Raw genomic sequence first — 21,000 nt, forward strand, 5'->3', positions numbered from 1 at the left:
CAGCCAGGATAAAGACCCGTGCTCCACGGCAGCGAACACATTTCAAATCCTGTCCTGAACCGAGGGGTGGCGGGTGTAATCCCTTGTGCGACCACGCCTACGCAGCAATCCGCAATTATCGGGAGGAAGAGGCGAAAGTCGAGGCTTTGTTAGAGGGGGGGCCGTGGTTTTTGCGGAAGGACTTGCAAGATTCCATTGAGCGGCGATTGGTTTTTTGCGTGGACGCCAAATTCTTGTCTGGATTCAACGTGAGGCTTTCCGCGGACGCGCTGGCCGTTGCGCAGACAGTGTGAGGCTTTGGCTGTCTTTCCGCGCAGGTGTGCCGGGGGGTGTGTTCGGGTATGTCGCCCGTCGCCGGCCTGCTCCCTGCTCGCCTGGGGAGCCGGCGTCGTCCAGGGAGCCGCCGGACGCGCTCGGCCCTCGCCTTGACATACGCTGAAGGTGCATGATTTGCGTGGAGTCCGAACCCGAAGGGGGAGTCATGCCCAGGCAGGGGTCTCGCTGCTTCCTCGTCGTGAGGGCGCAGGAGTGGATGTGCGCGCTGCCGCTCGAGGAAGTCGAGGAGACGATGAGGCCGCTGCCGGTTGCCCCGGTGTCCGCGGCGCCCGGCTTCGTGCGGGGTGTGTCCCTGGTGCGAGGTACGCCCGCTCCCGTGGTGAGTCTGGCGCTGCTGCTGGGCGGAGCCCTGGCCGAGGCTGGCGCTGGCCGCCGCTTCGTCTCGCTGCGGGTGCCCGAGGGCCGCATGGCGCTCGAGGTGGATGAGGTGCACGGCCTGAGGTGGATGGAGGAGGGCAGCCTGGACTCGGTGCCTCCGCTGCTGCGCGCCACCGCCAGCGGCCACCTCCAACACCTGGGCTCGTTCGACGGGCGCCTGCTGGCCTTGCTGGGGACGTCGCGCCTGCTGCCCGAGGAGCTCTGGCGCCTCCTGGAGAATTCCTCCGGACAGGGGGGCGCGTGAGCGTCGCGCCTGCTCGCTCGCCGCTCGTCCGTTTTGTCGCGCTCGTGGAGCAGCGCCTGGGCCTGCATTATGAGCAGGGCCAGTGGGGTGAGCTGGAGCCCCTGCTCGCGGAGCGCTCTGCCGGGTGTGGCGTGGAGCGCTACCTGGAGCAGTTGGCTGCCCCTTCCTCACATGCGGAGTGGAAGGCCCTCGCCGAGCGGCTGACGGTGGGGGAGACGTACTTCCTGCGCCATCCCACCCAGCTCGAGACGTTGGTGGACCAGGTCCTTCCTTCCTTCCAGCGCCAGACGTCCACCATCCGCGTGCTGTGCGCCGGTTGCTCCACTGGGGAGGAGCCCTACTCCGTGGCGCTGCTCGCTCGCGAGCGAGGCCGCGTGGACTCCTCCCGCCTGCGTATCCTCGGCATTGACGTCAACCCTCGGGCCATCGCCCATGCCCGCCGCGCCTGCTACTCCCCCTGGTCGCTGCGCGCCGTGCCGAGCGCCATGCGCCAGCAGTGGTTCCAGCGCACCCCCGAGGGGTTTGCCCTGCTTCCTCAGGTGCGTGACCAGGTCATCTTCGAGGAGCGCAACCTGCTGGAGGAAGCCTCCGCCTTCTGGGCCCCGGGCTCCTTCCACGCCATCCTCTGCCGCAATGTCATCCTCTACTTCCCCCCGGACGTCATTCGCAAAATCATCGCCCGCATGTCCCAGGCCCTGGTCCCTGGTGGCTACCTCTTCATGGGGCCCAGCGAGACGCTGCGCGGCATCTCCGAGGACTTCGAGCTGCTGCGCGGTGGCGATGCCTTCTACTACCGGCTGAAGCCCCCGGCGCCGCCCGTCGTCTCCGTGGCCCAGTCCATTCCCGCGCCCGAGCCCGTGCAGAGGGGCACCCCACCGGCGCCCACTCCGCCGCCGACGCCGGACGGACTGGAAGGGGTGCTCCAGTTGCTGGAGGCGGAGCGCTACACCGATGCCTGGGCGCTCCTGGAGTCGCTGCCCCAGAGCTCGAGCCCCAAGGCCCAGCTGCTGCGCGCGGTGCTGCACCTGCACGCCGGACGCCTGTCCCAGGCCGAGCAGCTGAGTCGGCAGCTCGTCACGGCGAGTAGCACCGAGGCCTCGGCCTATTACCTGTTGGGGCTGTGTCTGGAGCAGAGCGGGGATGAGGCCGGTGCCCGCGGCCGTTACGCCGCGTCCGTGCGTGCGGAGCCCACCTTCGCGCTGGCTCACCTTCGCGCAGGGACGCTGGCGCGCCGGGCCGGTGAGATGGTCGAAGCCCGCGTGGCCCTGCGCATGGCTGTGTCGTTGCTGCCCCAGGAGAAGCCCCTGCACCTGTCGCTCTTCGGCGGAGGCTTTGGCCGCCACGGACTGATGCAAGTGGGCCTGCAGGAGCTGCAGGCCTGTACGGAGGTCTTATGAGTCTGCCTCGCACCCGGGCGGCACTGCGGCTCGACGAGCTGCGTGACAGCTTCGATTCCTCCTTCACCCGTCCGCCGCCTCCGAGGCAGGAGCCTGGTGCGGCGCTGCTGCGGCTGCGTGTGGGAGGCGCCCCCCTGGCCGTGCGACTGGGCCAGCTCTCCGGTCTCCACCTCATGCCTCGGCTGGTGCGCTTGCCGGGTGCCCCGGCCTCGTTGCTGGGAGTGGCGGGGCTCCGGGGGCAGCTCATTGCCGTGCACGACCTGTCGGCGCTGTTGGGCCTGCAGTCGGGTGAACCTCCTCGCTGGCTACTGCTGGCCGGTGGGGCTCGGCGCGTGGGGCTGGCCGCGGCCGGTTTCGAGGGGCAGCTTCGTGCCACCCCGGAGCAGCTGCGGTCCGGTGGGGGCTCCTCTGCCACCCATCCCCTGCTGAATGCCAGCGTCCTGCTGCCGGATGCCCCTCCGTTGCCCGTGCTCGACGTGGACTCCCTCGTGAGAAAGTTGCTGGAGGACGCCTCCGCCGGTCCTCAACAGGGACGATGATGAAGATGGTCTCGAAATGGACGCTGCTCCAGCAGTTCGCCGCCGCGGTCGTCATGGTGACGATTCTGATCGTCCTCTTCGTCACCCTGGCGATCCGGAGCACCCGGCAGTTCACGGGCACCGCCATCGCCGTGGAGCACTCCCACGAGGTCATCACCGGCCTGGAGCGAGTCCTCTCCAGCGTCAAGGACGCGGAGACGGGGCAGCGCGGCTACGTCATCACCGGTGACGAGTCCTATCTTGCGCCCTACAGCGAGGCGCAGGGCAGCCTCGACACGGAGCTCGCGCGCGTGCGCGGCCTCCTTGCCGACAACCCCGAGCAGACGCGGCGCCTGGACGCATTGCAGTCCCTCCTCACGCAGAAGCTGGCCAGCATGAAGTCTGCCGTCGATCTGCGCCGCACCCGAGGCTTCGAGGCCGCTCAGGCCGCCATCACCACGGGAGAGGGCAAGGTGCTGATGGACGACATCCGTCGCACGGTGGCGGAGCTGCGCCAGGAGGAGCGGCGGCTGCTCGAGTCGCGCGATGAGCTGTTGAAGCGGGACTCGGAGTCGTTCGAGGGCTTGTTCCTCTGGGGGGGTGGTGTGGCGATCCTCCTGGTGGTGCTGGCGGCCTCCCTGGTCGGTATCGGGCTGCAGACGAAGATCGGCTCGGCCATTGCGCAGGTGCAGGGCTCCTCGTCCGAGCTCCAGTCGGCGGCCTCGCAGCAGGCCGCGGGCGCGCGGGAGCAGGCCTCGTCCAGCACGGAGATATCGACCACCGTCAAGGAGCTGCTGGCCACCTCGCGGCAGATCGCCGGCAGCGCGCAGCAGGTGGCCCGCGTGGCGGACGAGACGGCCGGCGCCGCTCGTACCGGCAACGACACGGTGCTGCATGCCCAGGAGGCCATCGATACGGTGCGTCGCCAGGTGGACGCCATCGTCAATCACATGCTGGAGCTGGGCAAGCGCTCGCAGGAGATTGGCGGTATCGTGGACATCATCAACGACCTGGCCGAGCAGACGAACATTCTCGCCATCAACGCCACCATCGAGAGCGCCGGGGCGGGTGAGCACGGCAAGCGTTTCGCCGTGGTGGCCGATGAGATTCGCAAGCTGGCGGACCGCGTGGGCAGTGCCACCAAGGACATCCGCGTGCTCATTGATGAAATCCGCGCTGCCTCCAACACCACCATCATGGCCACCGAGGACGGCTCCAAGGCGGTGCAGAGCAGCACCAGGCAGTTCAGTGACGTGGCCGGCAGCTTCCGGCGCATCACCGAGCTGGTGCGCGCCAACCTGGACGTGGCGCGTGAGATAGAGCTGAGCACCCAGCAGCAGACGACAGCGGTGGAGCAGGTAAATACCGCCATCCTGGAAATGGCGCAGACGGCGCGTCAGGCGGAGTCCAGCTCCTCGCAGACGCTGCAGACGGCCACCCGGCTCATCCAGCTTTCCAAGCAGCTCCATGCCATCATCGATTCACGTGCCGCATGAGCCTGGACAACGACCCCTATCGCTATTTCCGTATCGAGGCCCGGGAGCTCATCGAGCAGCTCACGCAGGGCCTGTTCACCCTGGCCGACGGTGAGGGGAGTGCTCAGGTCATGCCGGAGCTCTTCCGCTATGCGCATACCCTGAAGGGAGCTGCGCGGGTGGTAGGGCAGGTGCCCCTGGCGGAGATGGCGCACGCGGTGGAAGACGCGCTGTCTCCCTACCGCAACAGTGGCCAGGCCCTGCCCGTGGACAGCGTGCACGAGTTCCTGCGCCTCGTAGGACAGATGGCGGAGGCGCTGGACGCGCTGGATGCACCGCCACCGGTGTCCGCCGAGACGGCCCAGGCTCAGGAGGCAGTGGCGGCCGTGGCCGCGGCGGTGGCGGCTCCCGAGGGCCCGTCATCCGAGGTGGTGCGGGTGGAGCTTGCCCGGCTGGACACGCTGCTGGAGGGTCTGTCCGAGGCGGTGGTGCAGCTCGGAGGTCTGCGCGGGGTGGTGGAGGCGCTGGCGCAGGCGCAACACGGTGCCAACAGCCTCATCGAGCAGCTCACCGCGCCGGTGGCCTCCAGTGGCTCGCCCGCGGAGCGCGCCCGCTGGATGTCGCGCGTGCTGGCCGTGACCGAGGGCTTGCGCTCCTCGCTGGTGAAGGCGGGACGGCAGCTCGGTGGTGGACTGGGGCAGGTGGAGTCGGAGCTGGGGCGGCTGCGGGACGGGGCCAACACCCTGCGGCTCGTCCCGACGCAGACGCTTTTTGGACCGCTGGAGCTGGCCGCGCGCGATGCGGCCGCCTCGCTGGGCCGCCAGGTGGAGGTACTCACCGAGGGCGGGGACATCCAGATTGACGGGCACGTGCTGGCGGCGGTGCGCCAGGCGCTGGTGCACGTGGTGCGCAACGCGGTGGACCATGGGCTGGAGACGCCTGATGAGCGGCGGGCGGTAGGCAAGTCCCCCACGGGCCGCTTCTCGCTGAAGGTGCAGCGGCGCGGTGGGCGCGTCTCCTTCCTGTGCGAGGACGACGGGCGCGGCGTGGACCTGGGGCGAGTGCGCCAGGTGGCGGTGGAGCGCGGTGTCGTCTCTGCCTCCGAGGTGGACGCCCTGGACGAGCAGGGGCTGCTGGAGTTGCTCTTCCAGCCCGGTTTCAGCACGGCTCGCGCCGTCACCGAGGTATCCGGCCGCGGCGTGGGGCTGGACGTGGTGCGCGACATGGTGCGCCGCTTCAAGGGCGACGTGCACATCACCTCCCGGTTGGGGTTGGGCACCAGCATCACGATCGAGGTGCCCCTCACCCTGGCCTCGCTGGAGGTGCTGGGCGTGGAAGCGGGTGGGCAGCGCATGCTGGTCCCCCTGGAGTCGCTCAGCGGCGCTCTCCACCTGCCCGCAGAGGCCGTCACCTGGACGGGGACGCGTGCCTCCATCTCCTTCGGGGGAGAGGTGCTGCCCTTCCTCCCGCTGGTGGATGCGATGGGGACCGCGGGCAGCGGGCAGCGCCCCCGCGCCTGGTCCGTGTTGGTACTCGACGTCGGCTCCGCGGGCCGGGCCGCGGTGGGCGTGGAGCGGTTGCTGGGCATCTCCCGCCGGGTGAGCCGGCCGCTGCCCTCCAGCGTCCCTCCTCTGCCGCTGGTTGCCGGGGCGAGCTTCGACGAGCAGGGCATGCCCCTGCTGCTGCTGGACGCGGCTGGCCTCGTGCGCCTGGTGCACGCGGGCTCCTCGGGGGGCGCCCCCAAAGCGCGTGTCTTGCAGAAGCACCTCATCCTCGTGGTGGATGACTCCGTCACCACCCGCATGCTGGAGAAGAGCATCCTCGAGGCCGCCGGCTACCATGTGGAGCTGGCCGCCTCCGGCGAGGAGGGCCTGGAGAAGATTCAGCGCGGCGGCCACTCCCTGCTCATCGTCGACGTGGAGATGCCGGGAATGACGGGGTTGGACGTCACTCGGCGCATCCGCTCCATACCCGCCCTGCAGGGGCTGCCCATCCTCATGGTGTCCTCGCTCGCCACCGAGGAGGACAAGCGGCGCGGCCGCGAGGCAGGGGTGTCCGCCTACATCGTCAAGGGCGAATTCCAGCAGCACGGTTACCTGGACACGGTGGCTCGTCTGATTGCCGCCGGACGGAGGCAGGTATGAGCCGTTTGCGGGTCCTCGTGGTGGATGACTCGCTCACGGTGCGCCGCCGGTTGGCGGATGGCTTCGCGCTCGAGCCCTCGTGCGAGGTGGTGGGGGAGGCGATCGATGGCCAGCAGGCCTTCGAGCAGTGCCAGCGCCTGCGCCCGGACGTGGTGACGATGGACCTGGTGATGCCCAAGGTGGACGGTCTGCGGGCCACCGAGCTCATCATGGCCCACTGTCCCACCCCCATCGTCGTGCTCTCAGCGGCTGAGAATCGCACCGAGGGTCTTCGGACGATGGACGCGTTGGCGGCAGGAGCGGTGGACGCGGTGGACAAGCCCTCGGGGCTGCTGGATGCCCGGTGGATGGAGATGCTGGTGTCGCGGGTGCGGGTGGCCTCGCGCGTGCGCGTCATCACCCATGTCCGGGCCCGGCTGCGGCAGGAGACGACCCCTGCACCGCCGCGAGTGGCGGCGCCCCTCGTGCCGCCCCGCCTGCTGGTGATGGGGGCCTCCACTGGGGGACCGGCGGCCGTGCGCCATATCCTCCGCTCGCTGCCTGCAGGTTTTCCCCTGCCAGTGCTGCTGGTGCTGCATATTACTGAACACTTTGATACCGCCATGGCCGAATGGCTGGAGGCGCAGAGCGGTTTGGTGGTGCGCAATGCGGTGGATGGGGAGGCGCTGCCGATGCCAGGCCGGGTGACTGTGCGGATGGCGCCGGGCAACCGGCACCTGGTGGTCCGCAACGGGCGGTTGCGGCTGGTGGACGGGCCGGAGCGGCACTCGTGCCGGCCCTCGGTGGACGAGCTCTTCGAGTCCGTGGCCCGGGAGGTGGGGGCGGCTGCCATCGGCTGCCTGCTGACGGGCATGGGACGGGACGGGGCGGAGGGGTTGGCGGCGCTGCGACGCGCGGGGGCCGCCACGGTGGTGGAGGATGAATCCTCCTGCGTGGTATTCGGCATGCCGCGCGAGGCCATTCGATTGGGGGCCGCTCAGCACGTGATGGAGCTGACGGAGATTCCCCCCTTGCTGTCGGCGCTCGCCCGAGCAGGAGCCAGGGAAGGAACGGCATGAAGGCACGTGTGCTCATCGTGGACGACAGCGCGACGGTCCGCGCGGACATGCGCGGGGTGTTGAGCGCCGCTGGCTTTGGCACCACGTTGTGCGAGAGCCTCGCGGCCGCCCGCAAGGCGCTGAGCGAGGGTGAATTCGACCTGCTCATCCTGGACATGGTGCTGCCGGATGGCGAGGGCGTGGAGTTGCTGGAAGAGCTGCGCCATGCGCCCCGGACGGCTCACCTGCCCGTGTTGATGTTGTCCACCGAGGCGGCGGTGGTGCAGCGGCTCAAGGGCCTGTCGCACGGCGCCAACGACTACGTGGGCAAGCCGTATGATCCGGCGTACGTGGTGCGGCGAGCCCACGAGCTGACGCAGGTGCCCGAGCAGGACGGTACGCCCCGGCTGGTGTCGGCCGGCAGGCGTCGGCGGGTGATGGTGGTGGATGGCCGCATCGACTTCCGCCACCGCGCCTCGGACGCGCTGCGCAAGGACGGCCACGACGTCATCATCGCCGAGTCCGGAGAGGACGCCATGCGGCTGCTGGAGGCGCAGCCGGTGGACTGCATCCTGTTGGACCTGGAGATGCCGGGGCTGGAGGGGCCGGAGTGGGTGCGCGCCGTGAGGATGTTGCCGGCAACGGCCCAGGTGGCCGTGGTGGGACTGACGGCCGGTTTCGACGCGAAGCTCATCTCCGAGGCGCTGGCGGTGAAGGTGGATGCCTTCTGCTCCAAGACGGAGGACATCGAGGTGCTGCGCGCGCAGGTACGCACCGAGCTGCGGCGCCGGGCTGAGTCCGAGCAGCAGCAGGCTCCTCCCATGCAGCGGACTATCTCGTCTTCGTCCATTCCCATTCCGCGGACTCCCTCTGGCGCGCACCATCCAGTGATTCCCGCGTCGGTGCCGCACGCAGCCCCGGTGGTGTCGCCCGCCCCTGCCCCGGCCGCCGGTGCGCTGCCGGGTGCCCTCTTCGAGGCGCTGGTGGCGCGCTGCGGCCTGTCTCCCGTCATTGCCCCCTCCACCATGATGCGCGCGTGTCGCAAGGCCGGGGTGGATCCTCAGCTGTTGACCCCCTCGTCGCTGGCACGGGCGCTGCCGAGCATCCGCGACATGCTGCACATCTTCCTGGATGCCCAGGAGGCCGAGCGGCGCATCCAGTCCATTCAGGCGCTGGCCCAGGGAGACGCTGGCGCCCAGGCCCGGTCTCGCGGCTCCTGAGGTCCAACGCCCCGTTTACCTGGGGCTGTGGGCGGCCTCCAACGCCCGCAGCCTCGAGCGGGCGCGGAGCAGCCCCACCCCGTAGAGGACGGCGAGCGCGGCCAGACAGGCCAGTCCCAGCCAGGTGTAGCGCCGGATGAGCTCGAGCTCGTCCCAGCGGTAGATGTCCACGAGCTTGGAGGCGTCACTCAGCCCCACGCCCTCCATCTCTCCGAAGGGAATCCGCGCGAAGTCTGTCCGGGCGGCCCACCACTCCGAGAAGGGATCCATGAAGGCCGCGGCGCCAATGGCCAGGTAGCCCCAGTGCAGCCAGCCCTGGCGGAGCTTGGACTCCCTGGGTGCGTAGAGGGTCGTCATGAGGAGGGTACCGAGCACGAGGCTCCCGCCGTCGCCTCCAAACGTGACGAGCATGTGTCCCTTCCAGGGGGACAGCACCTGGGTTCCCACGAACTGGAGGACGAGCCCCGTGGCGCCGGCGATCATCATCAGCCGGCTCCGGGTGAGGTAGCCGCGGAGGAGCAACCCCGCGAGCAGGGCGGCCAGCACCAGGAAGACGACGGTGGAGCGCTCCTCTCCGGTGCGCGTGACCCAGGGGCCGGGCAGGGAGGGAAAGCCGCAGAACCAGGCGGTGACAGCGTGGCCCAGCTCGTGAATCCACATGGAGAGGAAGACGCTCAGCAGGAACCCCCACATCGGGGAGTGCACGAGCAGCCAGGCCACGGCCAATGCAACGGGAAGGGCGAACAGGCGCAGCCGCAGCTCGCTTCGTGCGTCCTCGAGGTCCCCCGTCCAGGCGGCACTCTCCGGAGGGAGGTGAGGAGGGCGCTCGGGGCTGGCGGAGGAAGGGGGCTCCTCCAGGACAGGGGTGGAGGGCGCGGCCGAGGCCTGCGTGGCGAGCTGTGCGGCACGGGCGTCCGCCTTGGCGTAGAGGACGCCGCACCTCGGGCACTCCGGCGCGAGGATGCGAGGCTCACCACAGCGGGGGCAGGCCTTGGCCAGCGGGTTCTCCATTGGGTGTAGTGTACATGGCCCATGGAATGGAATGAGGCGGCCGGAATCTTCCGGCGCATGGGCGTGAAGGACATGAGCCGGTGGGCGCCGCTTCTGGCCGTGCTGCTTGGGACGCTGCTATGGCCCGGGGTGTGGTGGGGGAGTCCGCCACATTCGGCCGACCACAATGTGCACCTGGCCAATGCCGTGGAGGCCGAGCTGCTGCTGCGCTCCGGGCGGTTGGTGGGCTGGAGCGATTTTCAGTTCGCGGGCCACCCGGCCAACGCTTTCTACCCACCGCTCGCCAACCTCTGCGTCGCGGCCCTGCACCTGCTCACCGGGGGCCTGCTGGGGTGGGACGGGAGCTACAGCCTCCTCCTGGGGGTTTTCCTCGGGGGCTTCGCGCTGGCGCTCTTCGTGCTCCTGCGTCCGGTGCTGGGCCCATTCTGGGCGCTGGTGGCCCTGAGCCTCAGCCTCTTCGTGGACCGGGGCGGGACGTACGCCGGAGGCCGGCACTGGTACGTCGAGATGGGGGTCTGGCCCTTCGGGCTATCCGTGGCCCTGGTGCTGGTGGCGTTCGCGCGGCTGCCGGACTTCCTGGTGCGAGGCGGACGCCGCGAGACCCTCGTCCTTGGGGGGTTGCTGGGGCTGGCGTTGTTGGCCCATCCCTTCGCGCTCATCCTCTTCTTTCCGCTGTCCGCGCTGCAGGTGGCCGTCTTCTGGCGGGAGTCGGGCGGTGGGCTCCGTGCGCCGTTGCGGTGGTTGGCCGTGTCCGCCCTGGGTCTGGGGCTCGCGGCGTGGTGGCTCGTTCCCTTCCTGCTGCGAGGTCAGCAGGCCGAGCACGTGGGGGCGACGCCGAGGATCCTGGCGCAGGTGTGGAGCGCCGTGTGGGGCGGCGAGCTCGTGCCGGGGCTGCCGGGCTGGGTGGCACCGCTGGCCGTGGTGGGCTCGGCGGTGGCGTGGCTGAAGGGCGGTTCACGCGGGCGCTGGTTGGTGCTCGCCACCTGGGGCGCGATGCTGCTGACGACGGACGGGCCGTACCGGCTCCTGGGTTTGGAGAAGCACCGGGCCATCGAGGGCGTGCAGGTGCTGCGTTTCCGGGCGGTGGGGCGCCTGTTCCTGATGGGGCTCGCGGTCCTGTCCGTGAGGGAGCTGGTCGCCGCGCTGCGCACGCGTCGCGGGTGGGTGGCGGGGACGTTGGGGCTGCTGACGTGCGCGGGCGTCGGAGTGTGGCGCTATCGGGGAGGAGATCCCCCAGGAGGCACATCGGAGGCGCCGGTGCAGTTCCAGTGCTACACGGTCGAGGAGGAGGCAGGGCTGGCGCAGCTGCTGCGGGAGGTTGCACCGAGGCTGGGGCAGGGGCGGCTGGCGCTCTACAACCCCAACCCCCACCATCATTGCCTGCTGCTCGCGGTCCCCCAGGTAGAGCACCCCTTCTTCAAGATGGGCTACACGCCTGCCACCGTCTTCGGCGGCAAGTTCAGCACCTCGAATCCGGTCATGCTGGGCCACCTGGGCGTGACGGCGGTGCTGATGGATGCGCCCGCCAGAGGGCCGCTGGCCGAGTTGCCGGTGCTCGCTCGGCAGGGCCGGTTCGAGGTGCGCCAGGTGCGACCGCTCCCGCGGGTGAGCGCCTTGACGCAGGGGGCGTCCGCGGAGGTGCTGCGCTGGGAGGACGAGGTGGCGCGCCTGCGCCTCACCGGGCCCGAGTCCACCGAGGTATTGCTGTGGATGGGCTGGGGCCCCGAATGGCGCGCCACGCGCGAGGGCCAGGAGGTGCCGCTCGAGTCGGTGCACGTCGATAGCGCGCGGTTGATGAAGCTGCGCGCGGGCCCGGGCGAGGTGGTGCTGCGCTTCGGGCCCTCGCGAGGAGCGCTTCCGGCTGCGCTCCTCTCGGTGCTCACCGTGCTGGTCATGGCGTGGACGGCGCTGTCCCGTCCACGCCGACCTTCTGTCAGTGCACGGTCTTCTTGAGGCGGCTCATCTGCTCGTGGGTGCGCTTCTGCGCGGGCAGCAGCTCCATCCGGACGAAGCGGCGGGCCTCGCCGTGCGTCTTGTCCACGTCGCGCTGGTAGTCCGCGAGGCCGTGGTCCTCACCTTCCTCCAGTGCCTGGATGGCGGTTTTGTCCCCCAGCGCGACCGCGCCTGTCTGCACCAGCTTCGCGAAGGTCCCCCAGACACCGGAGCCCTCCACGGGCTTGCCTCCGAGTTTCTCGACGCGCTCCCGGATGGACTCTACGCGGTGCGCGTGGTCGTGCAGGCAGTCCTCCAGCTGGCTTCGAATTCGTTCATCCGACACGCGGCCGATGGCCTGGCGGTAGGTCTCCACCGCCGAGATTTCACCGCGAAGGAAGGAGTTGAGCGTCTCCACGTCCGTGTTCGCCATGCGCTTGCCTCCAGCAGGAGATGACTCGCGCAAAGGTGATGCTCCCTCGTGGAGCGGCAACGAGCGCTTCCCGGCCTTGTCCCACTCCGGGAGGGCGGCGTGGGGGTTGTCTGCCTGGTCGTGCGCGACGAGGGGACAGCGGTGTCGTCCACTCCCGCACGGAACGGGGAGGGGAGCCTCCCTCCCCGGATGCCACGGCGCCTCAGCCGCCCTGAGCCGCCGTGCCCTGCTGGGCCTTTGCCCAGAGCGACAGCAGCTCCGCCTCGCGCTCGGGGGGAAGCCCGGCGCGCTTCTTGTCCTGGCGCTCCTGGGGCAGGCTCTTGAACCACGCGAGCGCGTCTCGGGTGGTGACGACGGGCGAGCGGAACTTCAGCCCGGCCTGCACTGCCCGGGTGTTGCTGCGCAGGTGCATGCCCGCGTAGGCCCCGAAGGCCGGCGCCCAGATGGGGAGCGCGCCCTCGCCGTCCTCGCCGTTCTTCAGGAGGAACTCTCCAGGCACCCAGATGAGCTTCGTGTCTTTGCCCGTCACTTCCTTGCAGGCCGCGAACATCTCCCCCATGGACCAGGGCTTCTCCGGCCCCACGGCGTTGAAGATGCCGGTGGTGTTGCGCTCCACCAGCAGCACGAGCCACTCCGCCAGGTCGCGCGCGTCGATGATTTGAAGCGGATCCGACGGGCTGCCCGGCGCAAGCATCTCGCCGCCCTGCTCATAGCGCAGGGGGAAGTACACGTAGCGGTCCGTGCGATCCTCCGGGCCGACGATGTAGCCGGGGCGGACGATGGTGGCGCGGCCCGGCAGGGCCTTCTCCGCGGCCTCTTCGCATGCGCGCTTCAGCCCGCCGTAGTTCTCGTAGTTCTTGCCCATCGTCTCGACGTTCGGGTCGGCGAGCGTGGCGGTCGCGGCGTTCTCGTCCGCGTAGGGCGTGTCGTTCTTCGCGTAGGCCGAGACGCTGGAGATGAAGATGTACTGCCCGACGTTGGGCGCCAGCAGCTCCGCCGAGGCCCGGACCATGCGCGGGTAGTAGCCCGAGGTATCAAGGACCGCGTCGAACGTACGACCCTCGAGGGCCTTGAGTCCCTCGCCCTTGAGGGGATCTCTGTCGCCTTGCAGCTTCTCCACGTCTGGGAAGAGCTCCGGCCGCGTCTTGCCGCGGTTGAAGAGCGTCAGCGTGTGCCCGCGCGCCTGAGCCGCGGTGACGAAGGCCGGGCCGAGGAAGCCCGTGCCACCGAGGACGAGGATCTTCTTCTTGGAGGCGGGGCGGTCATCTCCGGACGCGGCCCGCATGCCTGGGGCACATGCCGTCAGCGCGGCCGCGGCCAGGGAGTACTGGAGGAACTGCCTTCGGGAAGTGGTCATGGTCGGGAATCGAGGGGGCTTGGACCAGGAAGGCGACCGGGCCACTCATGGCTCGGCTCCCTGGTTGCTCTCTACGACACCCGGCAGTCTCTTCTATTCCCGACCCATGGCTCAAGCGAGGAAGGGATGCTGGGGCGTGGGCAGCGTCGCTACGGGCTGTGGCGGGCGTGCTCCGGTCCGCTGAATGGTCGCGCGCGCGAGCTCCTCGCCATGACGCATGCGAAGCCGGATCGTCTCCTTCCCGAAGTCGAGGGTATCCCCCATCGGCTTGCTCGGTTCGATCAGGGTGATGGGGCAGAAGACGTAGGGCGTCCCGTCCGGCTTCTTGAGCGTCAGCTCGGCCTGGTGCGCCTGCTCTACGAGCTGATTGATGCGCACGAACTCGTCCACGTCGTTGCGAAGGATTTCATTGATGGTGATGTCGGTGAGGCTTCGCTTGGCCACGTCCAGGATATTGGTGGGGGGCTTCGCCGTGTCGATGGCTGCGGAGTTGCAGACGATGACGACGATCTCGGTAGGCTTGAAGCCCAGCGCGTCTCCGAGTGGGGTGACGTTGCGCAGTCCTCCGTCCACGTGGGCCTGAGGGCCAATCGCCTCCCAGATGACGGGCATTGTCGCGCTGTGCCACACCGCGTCCAGGAAGTCCGGAGAGTCGCTGGAGACCAGATCGTACTCTCCCGACACGAGCGAGACGCGGCCGACATGGGCGGGGATGCGGAAGGGCCGTCCCGAGGCATGCTTCTGGATGAGCTTGCGCATCGGCGTGTCGTCGTAGAACCCGAGCTTGTGCTGGAAGGCGAGCCGGAGGGCCACGAGCGGCCAGGGAAACTTCCGGTAGATGTCCTCCTCCCGGATGTTCAGCCAGAGGTCCATCAACCGCGCATACTCGCGCTGGGCGAGGAGCGCGGCATTGAGGGCTCCGACGGACACTCCGAAGATACGCTCCCAGCGGAAGCCGAACTCCTCGCGCAGGACGCGCTCGGCCCCGACCTGAAAGGCCCCCTTGGCACCACCGCCAGAAAGCACGAGCGTGGCGACTCTCTCTGCCATGGCCAGTCTCCTTTTGCTGCGACAACTCATAACGGCGGCTGTCGGGGGGTGAAATCACCCTGGGGCACGAGGCAAGAGACGCAGAGGAGACAGCACCCGCTTGGGAGACCCTCGGGAGGGCATGGATGGAAACAGCGGCGAGGTTCAGCCTGTAGGGGGGGTGAGCCGGGGGATCGCCGCGTCCACCAACTCACCCGCGACGAGGGCCGCGCTCCGGCTCTCGCAGGCCTCCCACATGCGCAGGAAGGCCTCGGCCGAGGAGAACAGCGGATCCATCTGCGCGTCGGTCATGCCCACGTGGACAAGGTCGCGGATGAAGTCCGGCAGCAGGCCCACGTGAGCGAGCCCGTCGGTGTTGAAGTCGAACTCGCGCGAGCCGGCGCGTGACTTCACGAAGGGCGCGTCCGTGCGGTACATGGTGCCCGCGTAGGGCAGGGGCTGCTTGTTGCGCTGCAGCATCTGCTGAACGGGGCGCCGCTTCTCGCGCAGCCTGTCCTCCTTCAGTCCGTAGGCGGCGTTGGGCCCGTAACGGGGCCCCGGCTGTTGGTTGAGGCCGTTGAAGTCCGTCCCCATCGCCACGCCGCCGGAACCCACCTCGCGCAGCAGGGAGAGGGCGTACTGGTAGGACTGGGCCCACGTCTTGGACGAGCGCGCGCAGTCGTTGTCCACCGTGCTGCCGGGAAAGTCCTTCAGCTCGAGCTGGTTGGTGATGGGGGCCAGCAGCCCGCCCAGCTCGAGGATGCGCCGTGCCTGGCTGCGCGTCTTCATGTATTCGCTCGCGCGCTTGGCCTTGCGGCTCGTCTCCTGGGCCTCGAGGCCCTGCTCGCGGAAGGCGCAGTGCGAGGCAACGACGGGGTAGCGTGACTGCTCGGCCAGGGAGAGCACGTCGTTGGTGCAGCGCTCGGACATGTGCTCCACGTCGAGGATGAAGCCCTGGCGCATGGCCTCGCGCAGGAAGGCCTGTCCCGTGGGAGTGAGCCCGAGCTGGTTGACGTGGCCCTGGCCCGGGGCGTTGAGGGCATAGCCCTTCGGGTAGTGCGTCCGGCGCGTCAGCTCGTAGAGCATGACGGCCGCCTTCGTCTGCGTCTCCAGGTCCTGCCCGAGCCGGAAGCCCACGTCGGGGGCGCCCTGCACGTCGAAGAAGCGCCCGCGCAGGAAGTGGTTGAGCAGGTTGAACTTGTCGTCGTAGACGGCGGCACCGCCGAAGCTGTTGTTGGCCAGGTGCAGCGGTGTCATCACCCGGAAGCCCAGGTCCCGGAGCCAGCGCAGGATGCGGGGGAGCTGCTCCAGCGAGAGGGGCTGCTGGTTGAGCGCCTTACGGTCGCCCAGGAGGCTGTCCAGGGAGTCCACCTCCACGCCAGCCACCACGGCGAGCTTGCCGGAGGTGATGAGCTGGCGGGCTTGTGAGGCGCTCAGGGCCAGCCCCATCCAGTCCGCGTGCCGCTCGGTGAAGCGGCGCAGCTCGCGCATCTGCTTCTCGATGGAGGTCTCGTCCTTGTCGGGGTGGTGGAACTCCTCGGCCATCAACTCGTTGTTGACGGCCACGCTGCACAGCAGCCTCAGCCCCCCGGCATGGGCCCGCTGCAACCACTCCACGAACATCTGCTGGTGGATGAGCGTGTTGAAGGTGGGCCAGTCGGCATAGGTGCCATGGCCACAGGGGCCGTGCCCCAGGCCGCCCTCGATGAAGGCCTGCACCAGCGGCCAGTCCTTGCCGAAGTTGCCGATGCCCCACTTGCCGTGGAGGTGGATGTCACAGCGGGCGAGCGCCTGTTCGATATTCCCATCCGGGAACCCGGCGAGCATGTGCCCGCCAAAGCCCAGGTGAGCCATCACGTGGCAGTGCAGATCGGCGAATCCGAACACGGGGGACGTCATGAGAATCTCCGGGGCCGCTGCGGATGCGGCCAGCATGCCCCGGATGATTCATGGTGTCCCGGCCTCTGGCCATTTTCGTCTCTTCACCAACTCTCGCGGCGTGGGCGGGCGCGGGTCTGGTGCGCCGAGCGGCTCGAGGACGAGCTCGAACAGTCCGTTGTCAAAAGGTTGGCCGGGAGCGGGCGTCTTCGGGGTGAGGCGCTCGCGGAGGCCCTGCTTTGCCAGCGTCCGCGCGCGATAGTGGCAGTAGGGGTTGTTGCCCGGCCTGCCGAACAGGGAGTGCGCGGTGAAGCTGCAGCCGGCCAGGCACGTGGCCGCGAAGGGACAAGTGCGGCAGAAACCCCAGAGGTCCTCCACGGTGCGCGTGCGCGTGAAGGCAAGCTCCTGCGTGTTCTCCCAGATGTCGCGCAGGGGCCGCTGGCGCAGGTTGCCTCCCACGTAGTGCGCCGTCTGCAGTGAGGGGCAGCCCTTCACGGCTCCATTGGACTCGATGCCCATCACGTAGCGCCCGGCCATGCAGCCCCGCCAGTGGTCTCCGGCGTCGGGGCGGGGCGAGCGCAGGACACCCTCCTCGGGCCCGAAGTACCCCAGGTTGTTGCCGGGCATGAGGGTGATGCCATCCTCGAAGGCGCGTGTCTTCAGGGCCGCGATGCGCGGGAGCAGCTCGAGCAAATCCCACGGCTGGAGGAGCATGGCCGGGCGGTCGGCCGCGCGCCCGAGGGGGGCGGTGATTTGAAGCTGCCAGGCGCGAATGCCGAGGCCCTTCAGGTGGGTGTAGAGCGGCTCCAGGTCGGCCTGGTTGAGCCGGTTGAGATTGGTGTTGGCGGCCACGCGGACGCCGGCCTCGCCCAGGAAGCGCAGCGCCGCCGTGGCCGAGGCGAAGCTGCCTGGCGCGGCACGCATCAGGTCATGGGTCGGCTCCAGGCCGTCAATGCTCACGGAGGCCGCGTACAGCCCAGCCTCGGCCACCTGCCGGGCCAGTGCCTCGGTGAGGCCGCGGCCGCCGGTGGTCATACCTGGGCGGATGCCCGCCTCCTTTAATGCGCGGACGACGTCCAGGAAGCCCGGGTGCAGGTAGGCCTCTCCTCCGATGAGCACCACCTCGCGGGCGCGCATCTCCTGGAGCTGCCGGACCACGCCCAGTGCTTCCTCGGTGGACAGCTCGTCGGGGCGGTGGGTGCCTGCGCGCGAGCCGCAGTGGGTGCAGGGCTGATCGCAGCGGAGGGTCAGCTCCCAGACCACGTAGGCCGGGTGGTAGTCGGGGCGGGTGACGTCGAGTCGGCGCAGCATGGACATACGTTCGGCTGGAGCAAGAACCGGGCGCAACCCCCTTCCCCTGGCACGCCTGTCAGGGGGCTGAACGGAGAAGCCCAGTCGTTCCGGTGACTTGGGTGCGGCATGCTCTTCGCTGATGACCCGCCCACCCGGCCATCATGACGGTGGCCCCAGGAACGAGGTGTCTCGATGAGCGCTTTCGCTGTCTGTCAGAAATGTCGTGGTTTCGTCCCGCCCGCGAGCGCTGGATGCGTGCATTGCGGCGCGCCGATGGTGGAGCTGGAGCCGCGCGGAGGGGTGATGCTCAAGGGCCTGTTCGGCCTGGCGAGCGCGGGGGTGGCGGCCATCACCCTGATGGCGTGCTACGGCATGCCTCCCTGTGACACGCCCGCGCCGGATGGTGGCAGCGACCGGTACCACTGCTACGACATGGATCCGGAGCCCTGCGACACGCTCGCGCGGGATGGCGGTGGTAACCCGTATGACTGCCAGGAGTCCGACGCGGGCACGCAGGTGGATGGCGGGATGGACGCGGGCCAGTAGGCGCGGACCCCCGGAGGCCCTGGTCAGTGCGTGGCGGGGCCGATCAGCCAGCGAGCGCGCGCCCGGGCCACCACCTCGCCGGCCTCATCGGTGAGGTCGGCCTGGACGTCGTACTCGTGCCGCTCGCCCGCCACGGCCTGGGGAGCGCGGCACTCGGCGGTGATGGAGCCGCGAGCCTTCTTCAGGTAGTCCATCTCCAGGTGGGTGATGATGCCCCTCATGCCCTCGGGCAGGGCGGACATCATCGCCACACCGGTGGCCACCTCGCCCAGGTTCATCAGCGCGATGGCATGCACCGAGCGCAGGTGGTTGCGCACGGTGCGTCGGTCGCGCATCCGCACCCGGGCATAGCCCTCCTCCAGGGTGAGGACCTCCGGACGGATGGTGCCGGTATAGGGGGCGAGGTTGCCGAGGATCTGCCCCATGAGGACGCCTCCGCCGGGGGCGTGGCGCAGCAGGCTCCACGCGCGGCGGAGGGTCTCGGCCGAGGCGAGGCGGTTGAAGGACTGGGTCAGGTTGGAGAGCGGGGACATGGGTCCAAGGACATAGCATTCCCCCGCCCTTGGGGAACCCGCTTCGGCGAGTGCCTGTTTCAGAGGATGTAGTTGGCGGTACCGCCGTCCACGCGCATCGCGGCGCCGGTGGTGGCCGAGGCGCGCGGGCTGCAGAGGTAGACGGCCAGGTTGGCTACCTCCTCGGGCGTGGCGAAGCGGCGCAGCAGCGAGGTGGGGCGCTCGTTCTTGAAGAAGTCGGCCTCCGTCTGCTGGAGCGACCGGCCGCTGCCGTCGGCGAGGCTCTGGACGAAGTCCTGCACGCCCTCGGTCTTGGTGGGTCCGGGCAGCAGGGCGTTCACCGTTACCCCAGTGCCGGCCAGCTCGATGGCCAGGCCGCGCGAGACGCTGAGCTGGGCCGTCTTCGTCGTCCCGTAGTGGATCATCTCCCGGGGGATGTTGAGGCCGGACTCGCTGGAGACGAAGAGGATGCGGCCCCAGGCGCGCTCGCGCATGCCGGGCGCGTAGTGGCGGGAGAAGCGCACGCCGCTCAGCACGTTGGTCTCGAAGAAGCGCATCCAGTCGGCGTCCGGAATCTCGAAGAAGGGCTTGGGCTCGAAGATGCCGAGGTTGTTCACCAGGATGTCCACCGAGGGGACGCGGGAGAACACCGCCTGGGCGCCCTCGGCGGTGCCGGAATCGGCGACGACGCCCTCCACCTGGGCGCCGGGAATTTCCTTGCGGATGCGGGCGACGGCGTTGTCGACCGACTCGGTCTTGCGGCCATTGATGACCACGCTGGCGCCTTCAGCGGCCAGGCTCCGTGCGATGGCGAAGCCGATGCCGAAGGTGGAGCCGGTGACGAGGGCACGGCGGTTGCGAAGCTCGAGGTCCATGAGGGAGTGCCTCCTCGGAGGGTAGGGGAGCGCGGAGACTAGGGGGGCGGGGGTGCACGACCAAGCTCCTTGTCGTCGTGGGAGCCGGGGCTCTCCGGGTGCCTGCTCGCCGGACGGCCGTTGAGGTCTCCTGGCCGCGCTCCCCGGGGTGCCTACCTTCGAGAAAAGGTCTGAACGCGTTTTCAGGTGACGCGCTTCGGACGGCTTTCACGAGAGGACCTCGGACATGGCACGGACACGCAAGCAGCCCCCGAGCAGCAGCGGACGGGAGGCGCTCCGGAAGAACGGGATGATGGCGCACCTGCTGGACTCGCTCGACGCGGGCCAGGACATTGGCCACTACGGCCGGCTCGTCTTCGCGATGGTGGCGCGGTACTTCCTCGACGAGCAGGAGCTGCGCGACACGTTGTTGCAGGATCCTTCCTGCGACGAGCGGCAGGCGCTCGCGCTCATCGAGCAGGTGAAGGCCCGGGACTACAGCCCTCCTCGGCGCGAGAAGGTGCTCCAGTTCCAGGCGCAGCAGGAGTTCCCCCTCTGCCCCAACCCGAACGACCCGGACGCCTGCAACGTCTACAAGGACCTCCAGTTCCCGGAGAGCGTCTACGAGCACATCACCGACTACCGGGAGCAGAAGGCGCACACGCACGAGGAGGACGCCCCGGCGGCGGGCTGAGTCTCAGGCCGGGGGACCGCGCCGCGGCAGCGGGGGCAGGTGCTCCAGCAGACGCCCCAGGTTTGGCTGGATCTCGTCCGGGGCCGCGGTGGCGAGCGTCCCGGCGTCGTGGTTACCCCAGGTGACGCCATAGGTGCGCAGTCCTGCCGCCTTTCCGGCGTGGATGTCATGCGTGGTGTCGCCCACCATCCACAGGCCGTCGGCCGTGCCCAGCGCGGCCAGGGCGCGGTGGATGACGTCCGGGGCGGGCTTGTGGGGGAAGCCGTCGGTGCCCTGCACGTAGTCCACGGCGGGCATCAGCCCGAGCGCCTCGACGAATCGCCGGGCCATGTCGGTGCGCTTGGTGGTGGCGATGGCCAGCGAGTAGCCCCGCTCGCGCAGCGTCCGCAGCAGCTCGACGACGCCGGGGTAGGGGCGTGAGCGGTTGACGAAGTTGCGCGCGTAGTGCTCGCGGTAGACGGTGCACAGCGAGGCCGCGTGCGCGGGCGCGAAGTGCGCGTACATGTCCTCCAGCGGATGGCCGATGAGCGGGCGCACCTCCGCGTCGGTGGGCGCTGGCAGCCCCAGGCTCGTGAAGCCGTATTGGAAGCTGGAGATGATGTCCGGCAGCGAGTCCACCAGCGTGCCGTCGAGGTCGAAGACGATCGTCTTGTGCGGGTGCGTCATGGGGAGGGGTGGCATTCTGTGCTATTCGCGGCGGAGATGGCGCGCA

19 protein-coding genes are annotated in these 21,000 nt (G+C 69.3%); 10 read left to right on the forward strand and 9 right to left on the reverse strand.

What is annotated here, in order from left to right; all coding sequences use genetic code 11:
* Window positions 1-481: 481 nt before the first annotated feature.
* From OV287_RS16450 to OV287_RS16480, 7 genes are read left to right on the forward strand one after another with little or no spacing between them, the layout of a single operon-like run.
* The gene (locus OV287_RS16450) at window positions 482-958 is read left to right on the forward strand and encodes a chemotaxis protein CheW (RefSeq protein WP_267534973.1); all 477 of its coding nucleotides are present in this window, start codon (window positions 482-484) and stop codon (window positions 956-958) included.
* Complete coding sequence (locus OV287_RS16455; RefSeq protein ID WP_267534974.1) at window positions 955-2,355, forward strand: CheR family methyltransferase; 1,401 nt, start codon at window positions 955-957, stop codon at window positions 2,353-2,355. The genes OV287_RS16450 and OV287_RS16455 overlap by 4 nt, the downstream gene beginning before the upstream one ends.
* Complete coding sequence (locus tag OV287_RS16460) at window positions 2,352-2,894, forward strand: chemotaxis protein CheW (protein ID WP_267534975.1); 543 nt, start codon at window positions 2,352-2,354, stop codon at window positions 2,892-2,894. The genes OV287_RS16455 and OV287_RS16460 overlap by 4 nt, the downstream gene beginning before the upstream one ends.
* Window positions 2,891-4,369, forward strand: a complete 1,479-nt coding sequence (locus tag OV287_RS16465; RefSeq protein WP_267534976.1) for a CHASE3 domain-containing protein — start codon at window positions 2,891-2,893, stop codon at window positions 4,367-4,369. Before OV287_RS16460 ends, OV287_RS16465 begins: the two co-directional genes overlap by 4 nt.
* On the forward strand, window positions 4,366-6,492 hold the full coding sequence (locus OV287_RS16470; protein WP_267534977.1) for a hybrid sensor histidine kinase/response regulator: 2,127 nt from the start codon (window positions 4,366-4,368) through the stop codon (window positions 6,490-6,492). Before OV287_RS16465 ends, OV287_RS16470 begins: the two co-directional genes overlap by 4 nt.
* Window positions 6,489-7,550 (forward strand): chemotaxis-specific protein-glutamate methyltransferase CheB, encoded by a 1,062-nt coding sequence (gene cheB, locus OV287_RS16475; RefSeq protein WP_267534978.1) that lies wholly within the window; start codon window positions 6,489-6,491, stop codon window positions 7,548-7,550. Before OV287_RS16470 ends, cheB begins: the two co-directional genes overlap by 4 nt.
* The gene (locus OV287_RS16480; protein WP_267534979.1) at window positions 7,547-8,749 is read left to right on the forward strand and encodes a response regulator; all 1,203 of its coding nucleotides are present in this window, start codon (window positions 7,547-7,549) and stop codon (window positions 8,747-8,749) included. The genes cheB and OV287_RS16480 overlap by 4 nt, the downstream gene beginning before the upstream one ends.
* A 15-nt stretch (window positions 8,750-8,764) precedes the next feature.
* Here OV287_RS16480 and OV287_RS16485 read toward each other — a convergent pair whose 3' ends face one another.
* Entirely contained in the window at window positions 8,765-9,760 is a 996-nt protein-coding gene (locus OV287_RS16485; protein WP_267534980.1) for a hypothetical protein, read from the reverse strand.
* A 21-nt stretch (window positions 9,761-9,781) separates the two neighbouring features.
* On the opposite strand from OV287_RS16485, the gene OV287_RS16490 reads away from it, so the two are divergent.
* Entirely contained in the window at window positions 9,782-11,713 is a 1,932-nt protein-coding gene (locus OV287_RS16490) for a 6-pyruvoyl-tetrahydropterin synthase-related protein (protein ID WP_267534981.1), read from the forward strand.
* On the opposite strand, the gene OV287_RS16495 is transcribed toward OV287_RS16490, so the two are convergent.
* The 5 genes from OV287_RS16495 to OV287_RS16515 form a co-directional block, all read right to left on the reverse strand.
* Window positions 11,694-12,125 carry a DUF2383 domain-containing protein gene (locus OV287_RS16495; RefSeq protein ID WP_267534982.1) on the reverse strand — a complete coding sequence of 144 codons (432 nt, stop codon included), beginning with the start codon at window positions 12,123-12,125 and terminating at the stop codon, window positions 11,694-11,696. The genes OV287_RS16490 and OV287_RS16495 overlap by 20 nt on opposite strands.
* A 202-nt stretch (window positions 12,126-12,327) precedes the next feature.
* Window positions 12,328-13,482, reverse strand: coding sequence for an SDR family oxidoreductase (locus tag OV287_RS16500; protein WP_267534983.1), 1,155 nt, complete (start codon window positions 13,480-13,482; stop codon window positions 12,328-12,330).
* A gap of 111 nt (window positions 13,483-13,593) precedes the next feature.
* Window positions 13,594-14,532, reverse strand: coding sequence for a patatin-like phospholipase family protein (locus OV287_RS16505; protein WP_267534984.1), 939 nt, complete (start codon window positions 14,530-14,532; stop codon window positions 13,594-13,596).
* A 144-nt stretch (window positions 14,533-14,676) separates the two neighbouring features.
* A complete protein-coding gene (locus OV287_RS16510) occupies window positions 14,677-16,410 on the reverse strand; it encodes a membrane dipeptidase (protein WP_267534985.1) in 1,734 nt (577 codons plus the stop codon).
* A gap of 48 nt (window positions 16,411-16,458) precedes the next feature.
* A complete protein-coding gene (locus OV287_RS16515) occupies window positions 16,459-17,706 on the reverse strand; it encodes a radical SAM/SPASM domain-containing protein (protein WP_308809589.1) in 1,248 nt (415 codons plus the stop codon).
* 168 nt (window positions 17,707-17,874) lie between these two features.
* Here OV287_RS16515 and OV287_RS16520 point away from each other — a divergent pair, with 168 nt between their 5' ends.
* The gene (locus OV287_RS16520; RefSeq protein ID WP_267534987.1) at window positions 17,875-18,228 is read left to right on the forward strand and encodes a hypothetical protein; all 354 of its coding nucleotides are present in this window, start codon (window positions 17,875-17,877) and stop codon (window positions 18,226-18,228) included.
* A 23-nt stretch (window positions 18,229-18,251) separates the two neighbouring features.
* Here the strand turns inward: OV287_RS16520 and OV287_RS16525 are convergent, their stop codons facing one another.
* Window positions 18,252-18,761 (reverse strand): hotdog fold domain-containing protein, encoded by a 510-nt coding sequence (locus tag OV287_RS16525; RefSeq protein ID WP_267534988.1) that lies wholly within the window; start codon window positions 18,759-18,761, stop codon window positions 18,252-18,254.
* Between the two features lie 59 nt (window positions 18,762-18,820).
* Window positions 18,821-19,615 carry an SDR family NAD(P)-dependent oxidoreductase gene (locus OV287_RS16530; protein ID WP_267534989.1) on the reverse strand — a complete coding sequence of 265 codons (795 nt, stop codon included), beginning with the start codon at window positions 19,613-19,615 and terminating at the stop codon, window positions 18,821-18,823.
* Window positions 19,616-19,841: 226 nt separating this feature from the next.
* On the opposite strand from OV287_RS16530, the gene OV287_RS16535 reads away from it, so the two are divergent.
* Window positions 19,842-20,288, forward strand: coding sequence for a hypothetical protein (locus OV287_RS16535; RefSeq protein ID WP_267534990.1), 447 nt, complete (start codon window positions 19,842-19,844; stop codon window positions 20,286-20,288).
* Between the two features lie 3 nt (window positions 20,289-20,291).
* Here OV287_RS16535 and OV287_RS16540 read toward each other — a convergent pair whose 3' ends face one another.
* A complete protein-coding gene (locus OV287_RS16540; protein WP_267534991.1) occupies window positions 20,292-20,969 on the reverse strand; it encodes an HAD family hydrolase in 678 nt (225 codons plus the stop codon).
* Between the last annotated feature and the right edge of the window lie 31 nt (window positions 20,970-21,000).

This window comes from Archangium lansingense (assembly GCF_026626635.1).
Taxonomy (GTDB): Bacteria; Myxococcota; Myxococcia; order Myxococcales; family Myxococcaceae; genus Archangium; species Archangium lansingense.

Coding starts and splice junctions, on each gene's coding strand:
- OV287_RS16450 (WP_267534973.1), top strand. CDS start 482: ATGCCCAGGCAGGGGTCTCGCTGCTTCCTCGTCGTGAGGGCGCAGGAG.
- OV287_RS16460 (WP_267534975.1), top strand. CDS start 2,352: ATGAGTCTGCCTCGCACCCGGGCGGCACTGCGGCTCGACGAGCTGCGT.
- OV287_RS16465 (WP_267534976.1), top strand. CDS start 2,891: ATGATGAAGATGGTCTCGAAATGGACGCTGCTCCAGCAGTTCGCCGCC.
- OV287_RS16470 (WP_267534977.1), top strand. CDS start 4,366: ATGAGCCTGGACAACGACCCCTATCGCTATTTCCGTATCGAGGCCCGG.
- cheB (WP_267534978.1), top strand. CDS start 6,489: ATGAGCCGTTTGCGGGTCCTCGTGGTGGATGACTCGCTCACGGTGCGC.
- OV287_RS16480 (WP_267534979.1), top strand. CDS start 7,547: ATGAAGGCACGTGTGCTCATCGTGGACGACAGCGCGACGGTCCGCGCG.
- OV287_RS16485 (WP_267534980.1), bottom strand. CDS start 9,760: ATGGAGAACCCGCTGGCCAAGGCCTGCCCCCGCTGTGGTGAGCCTCGC.
- OV287_RS16490 (WP_267534981.1), top strand. CDS start 9,782: ATGGAATGGAATGAGGCGGCCGGAATCTTCCGGCGCATGGGCGTGAAG.
- OV287_RS16495 (WP_267534982.1), bottom strand. CDS start 12,125: ATGGCGAACACGGACGTGGAGACGCTCAACTCCTTCCTTCGCGGTGAA.
- OV287_RS16500 (WP_267534983.1), bottom strand. CDS start 13,482: ATGACCACTTCCCGAAGGCAGTTCCTCCAGTACTCCCTGGCCGCGGCC.
- OV287_RS16505 (WP_267534984.1), bottom strand. CDS start 14,532: ATGGCAGAGAGAGTCGCCACGCTCGTGCTTTCTGGCGGTGGTGCCAAG.
- OV287_RS16510 (WP_267534985.1), bottom strand. CDS start 16,410: ATGACGTCCCCCGTGTTCGGATTCGCCGATCTGCACTGCCACGTGATG.
- OV287_RS16515 (WP_308809589.1), bottom strand. CDS start 17,706: ATGTCCATGCTGCGCCGACTCGACGTCACCCGCCCCGACTACCACCCG.
- OV287_RS16520 (WP_267534987.1), top strand. CDS start 17,875: ATGAGCGCTTTCGCTGTCTGTCAGAAATGTCGTGGTTTCGTCCCGCCC.
- OV287_RS16525 (WP_267534988.1), bottom strand. CDS start 18,761: ATGTCCCCGCTCTCCAACCTGACCCAGTCCTTCAACCGCCTCGCCTCG.
- OV287_RS16530 (WP_267534989.1), bottom strand. CDS start 19,615: ATGGACCTCGAGCTTCGCAACCGCCGTGCCCTCGTCACCGGCTCCACC.
- OV287_RS16535 (WP_267534990.1), top strand. CDS start 19,842: ATGGCACGGACACGCAAGCAGCCCCCGAGCAGCAGCGGACGGGAGGCG.
- OV287_RS16540 (WP_267534991.1), bottom strand. CDS start 20,969: ATGCCACCCCTCCCCATGACGCACCCGCACAAGACGATCGTCTTCGAC.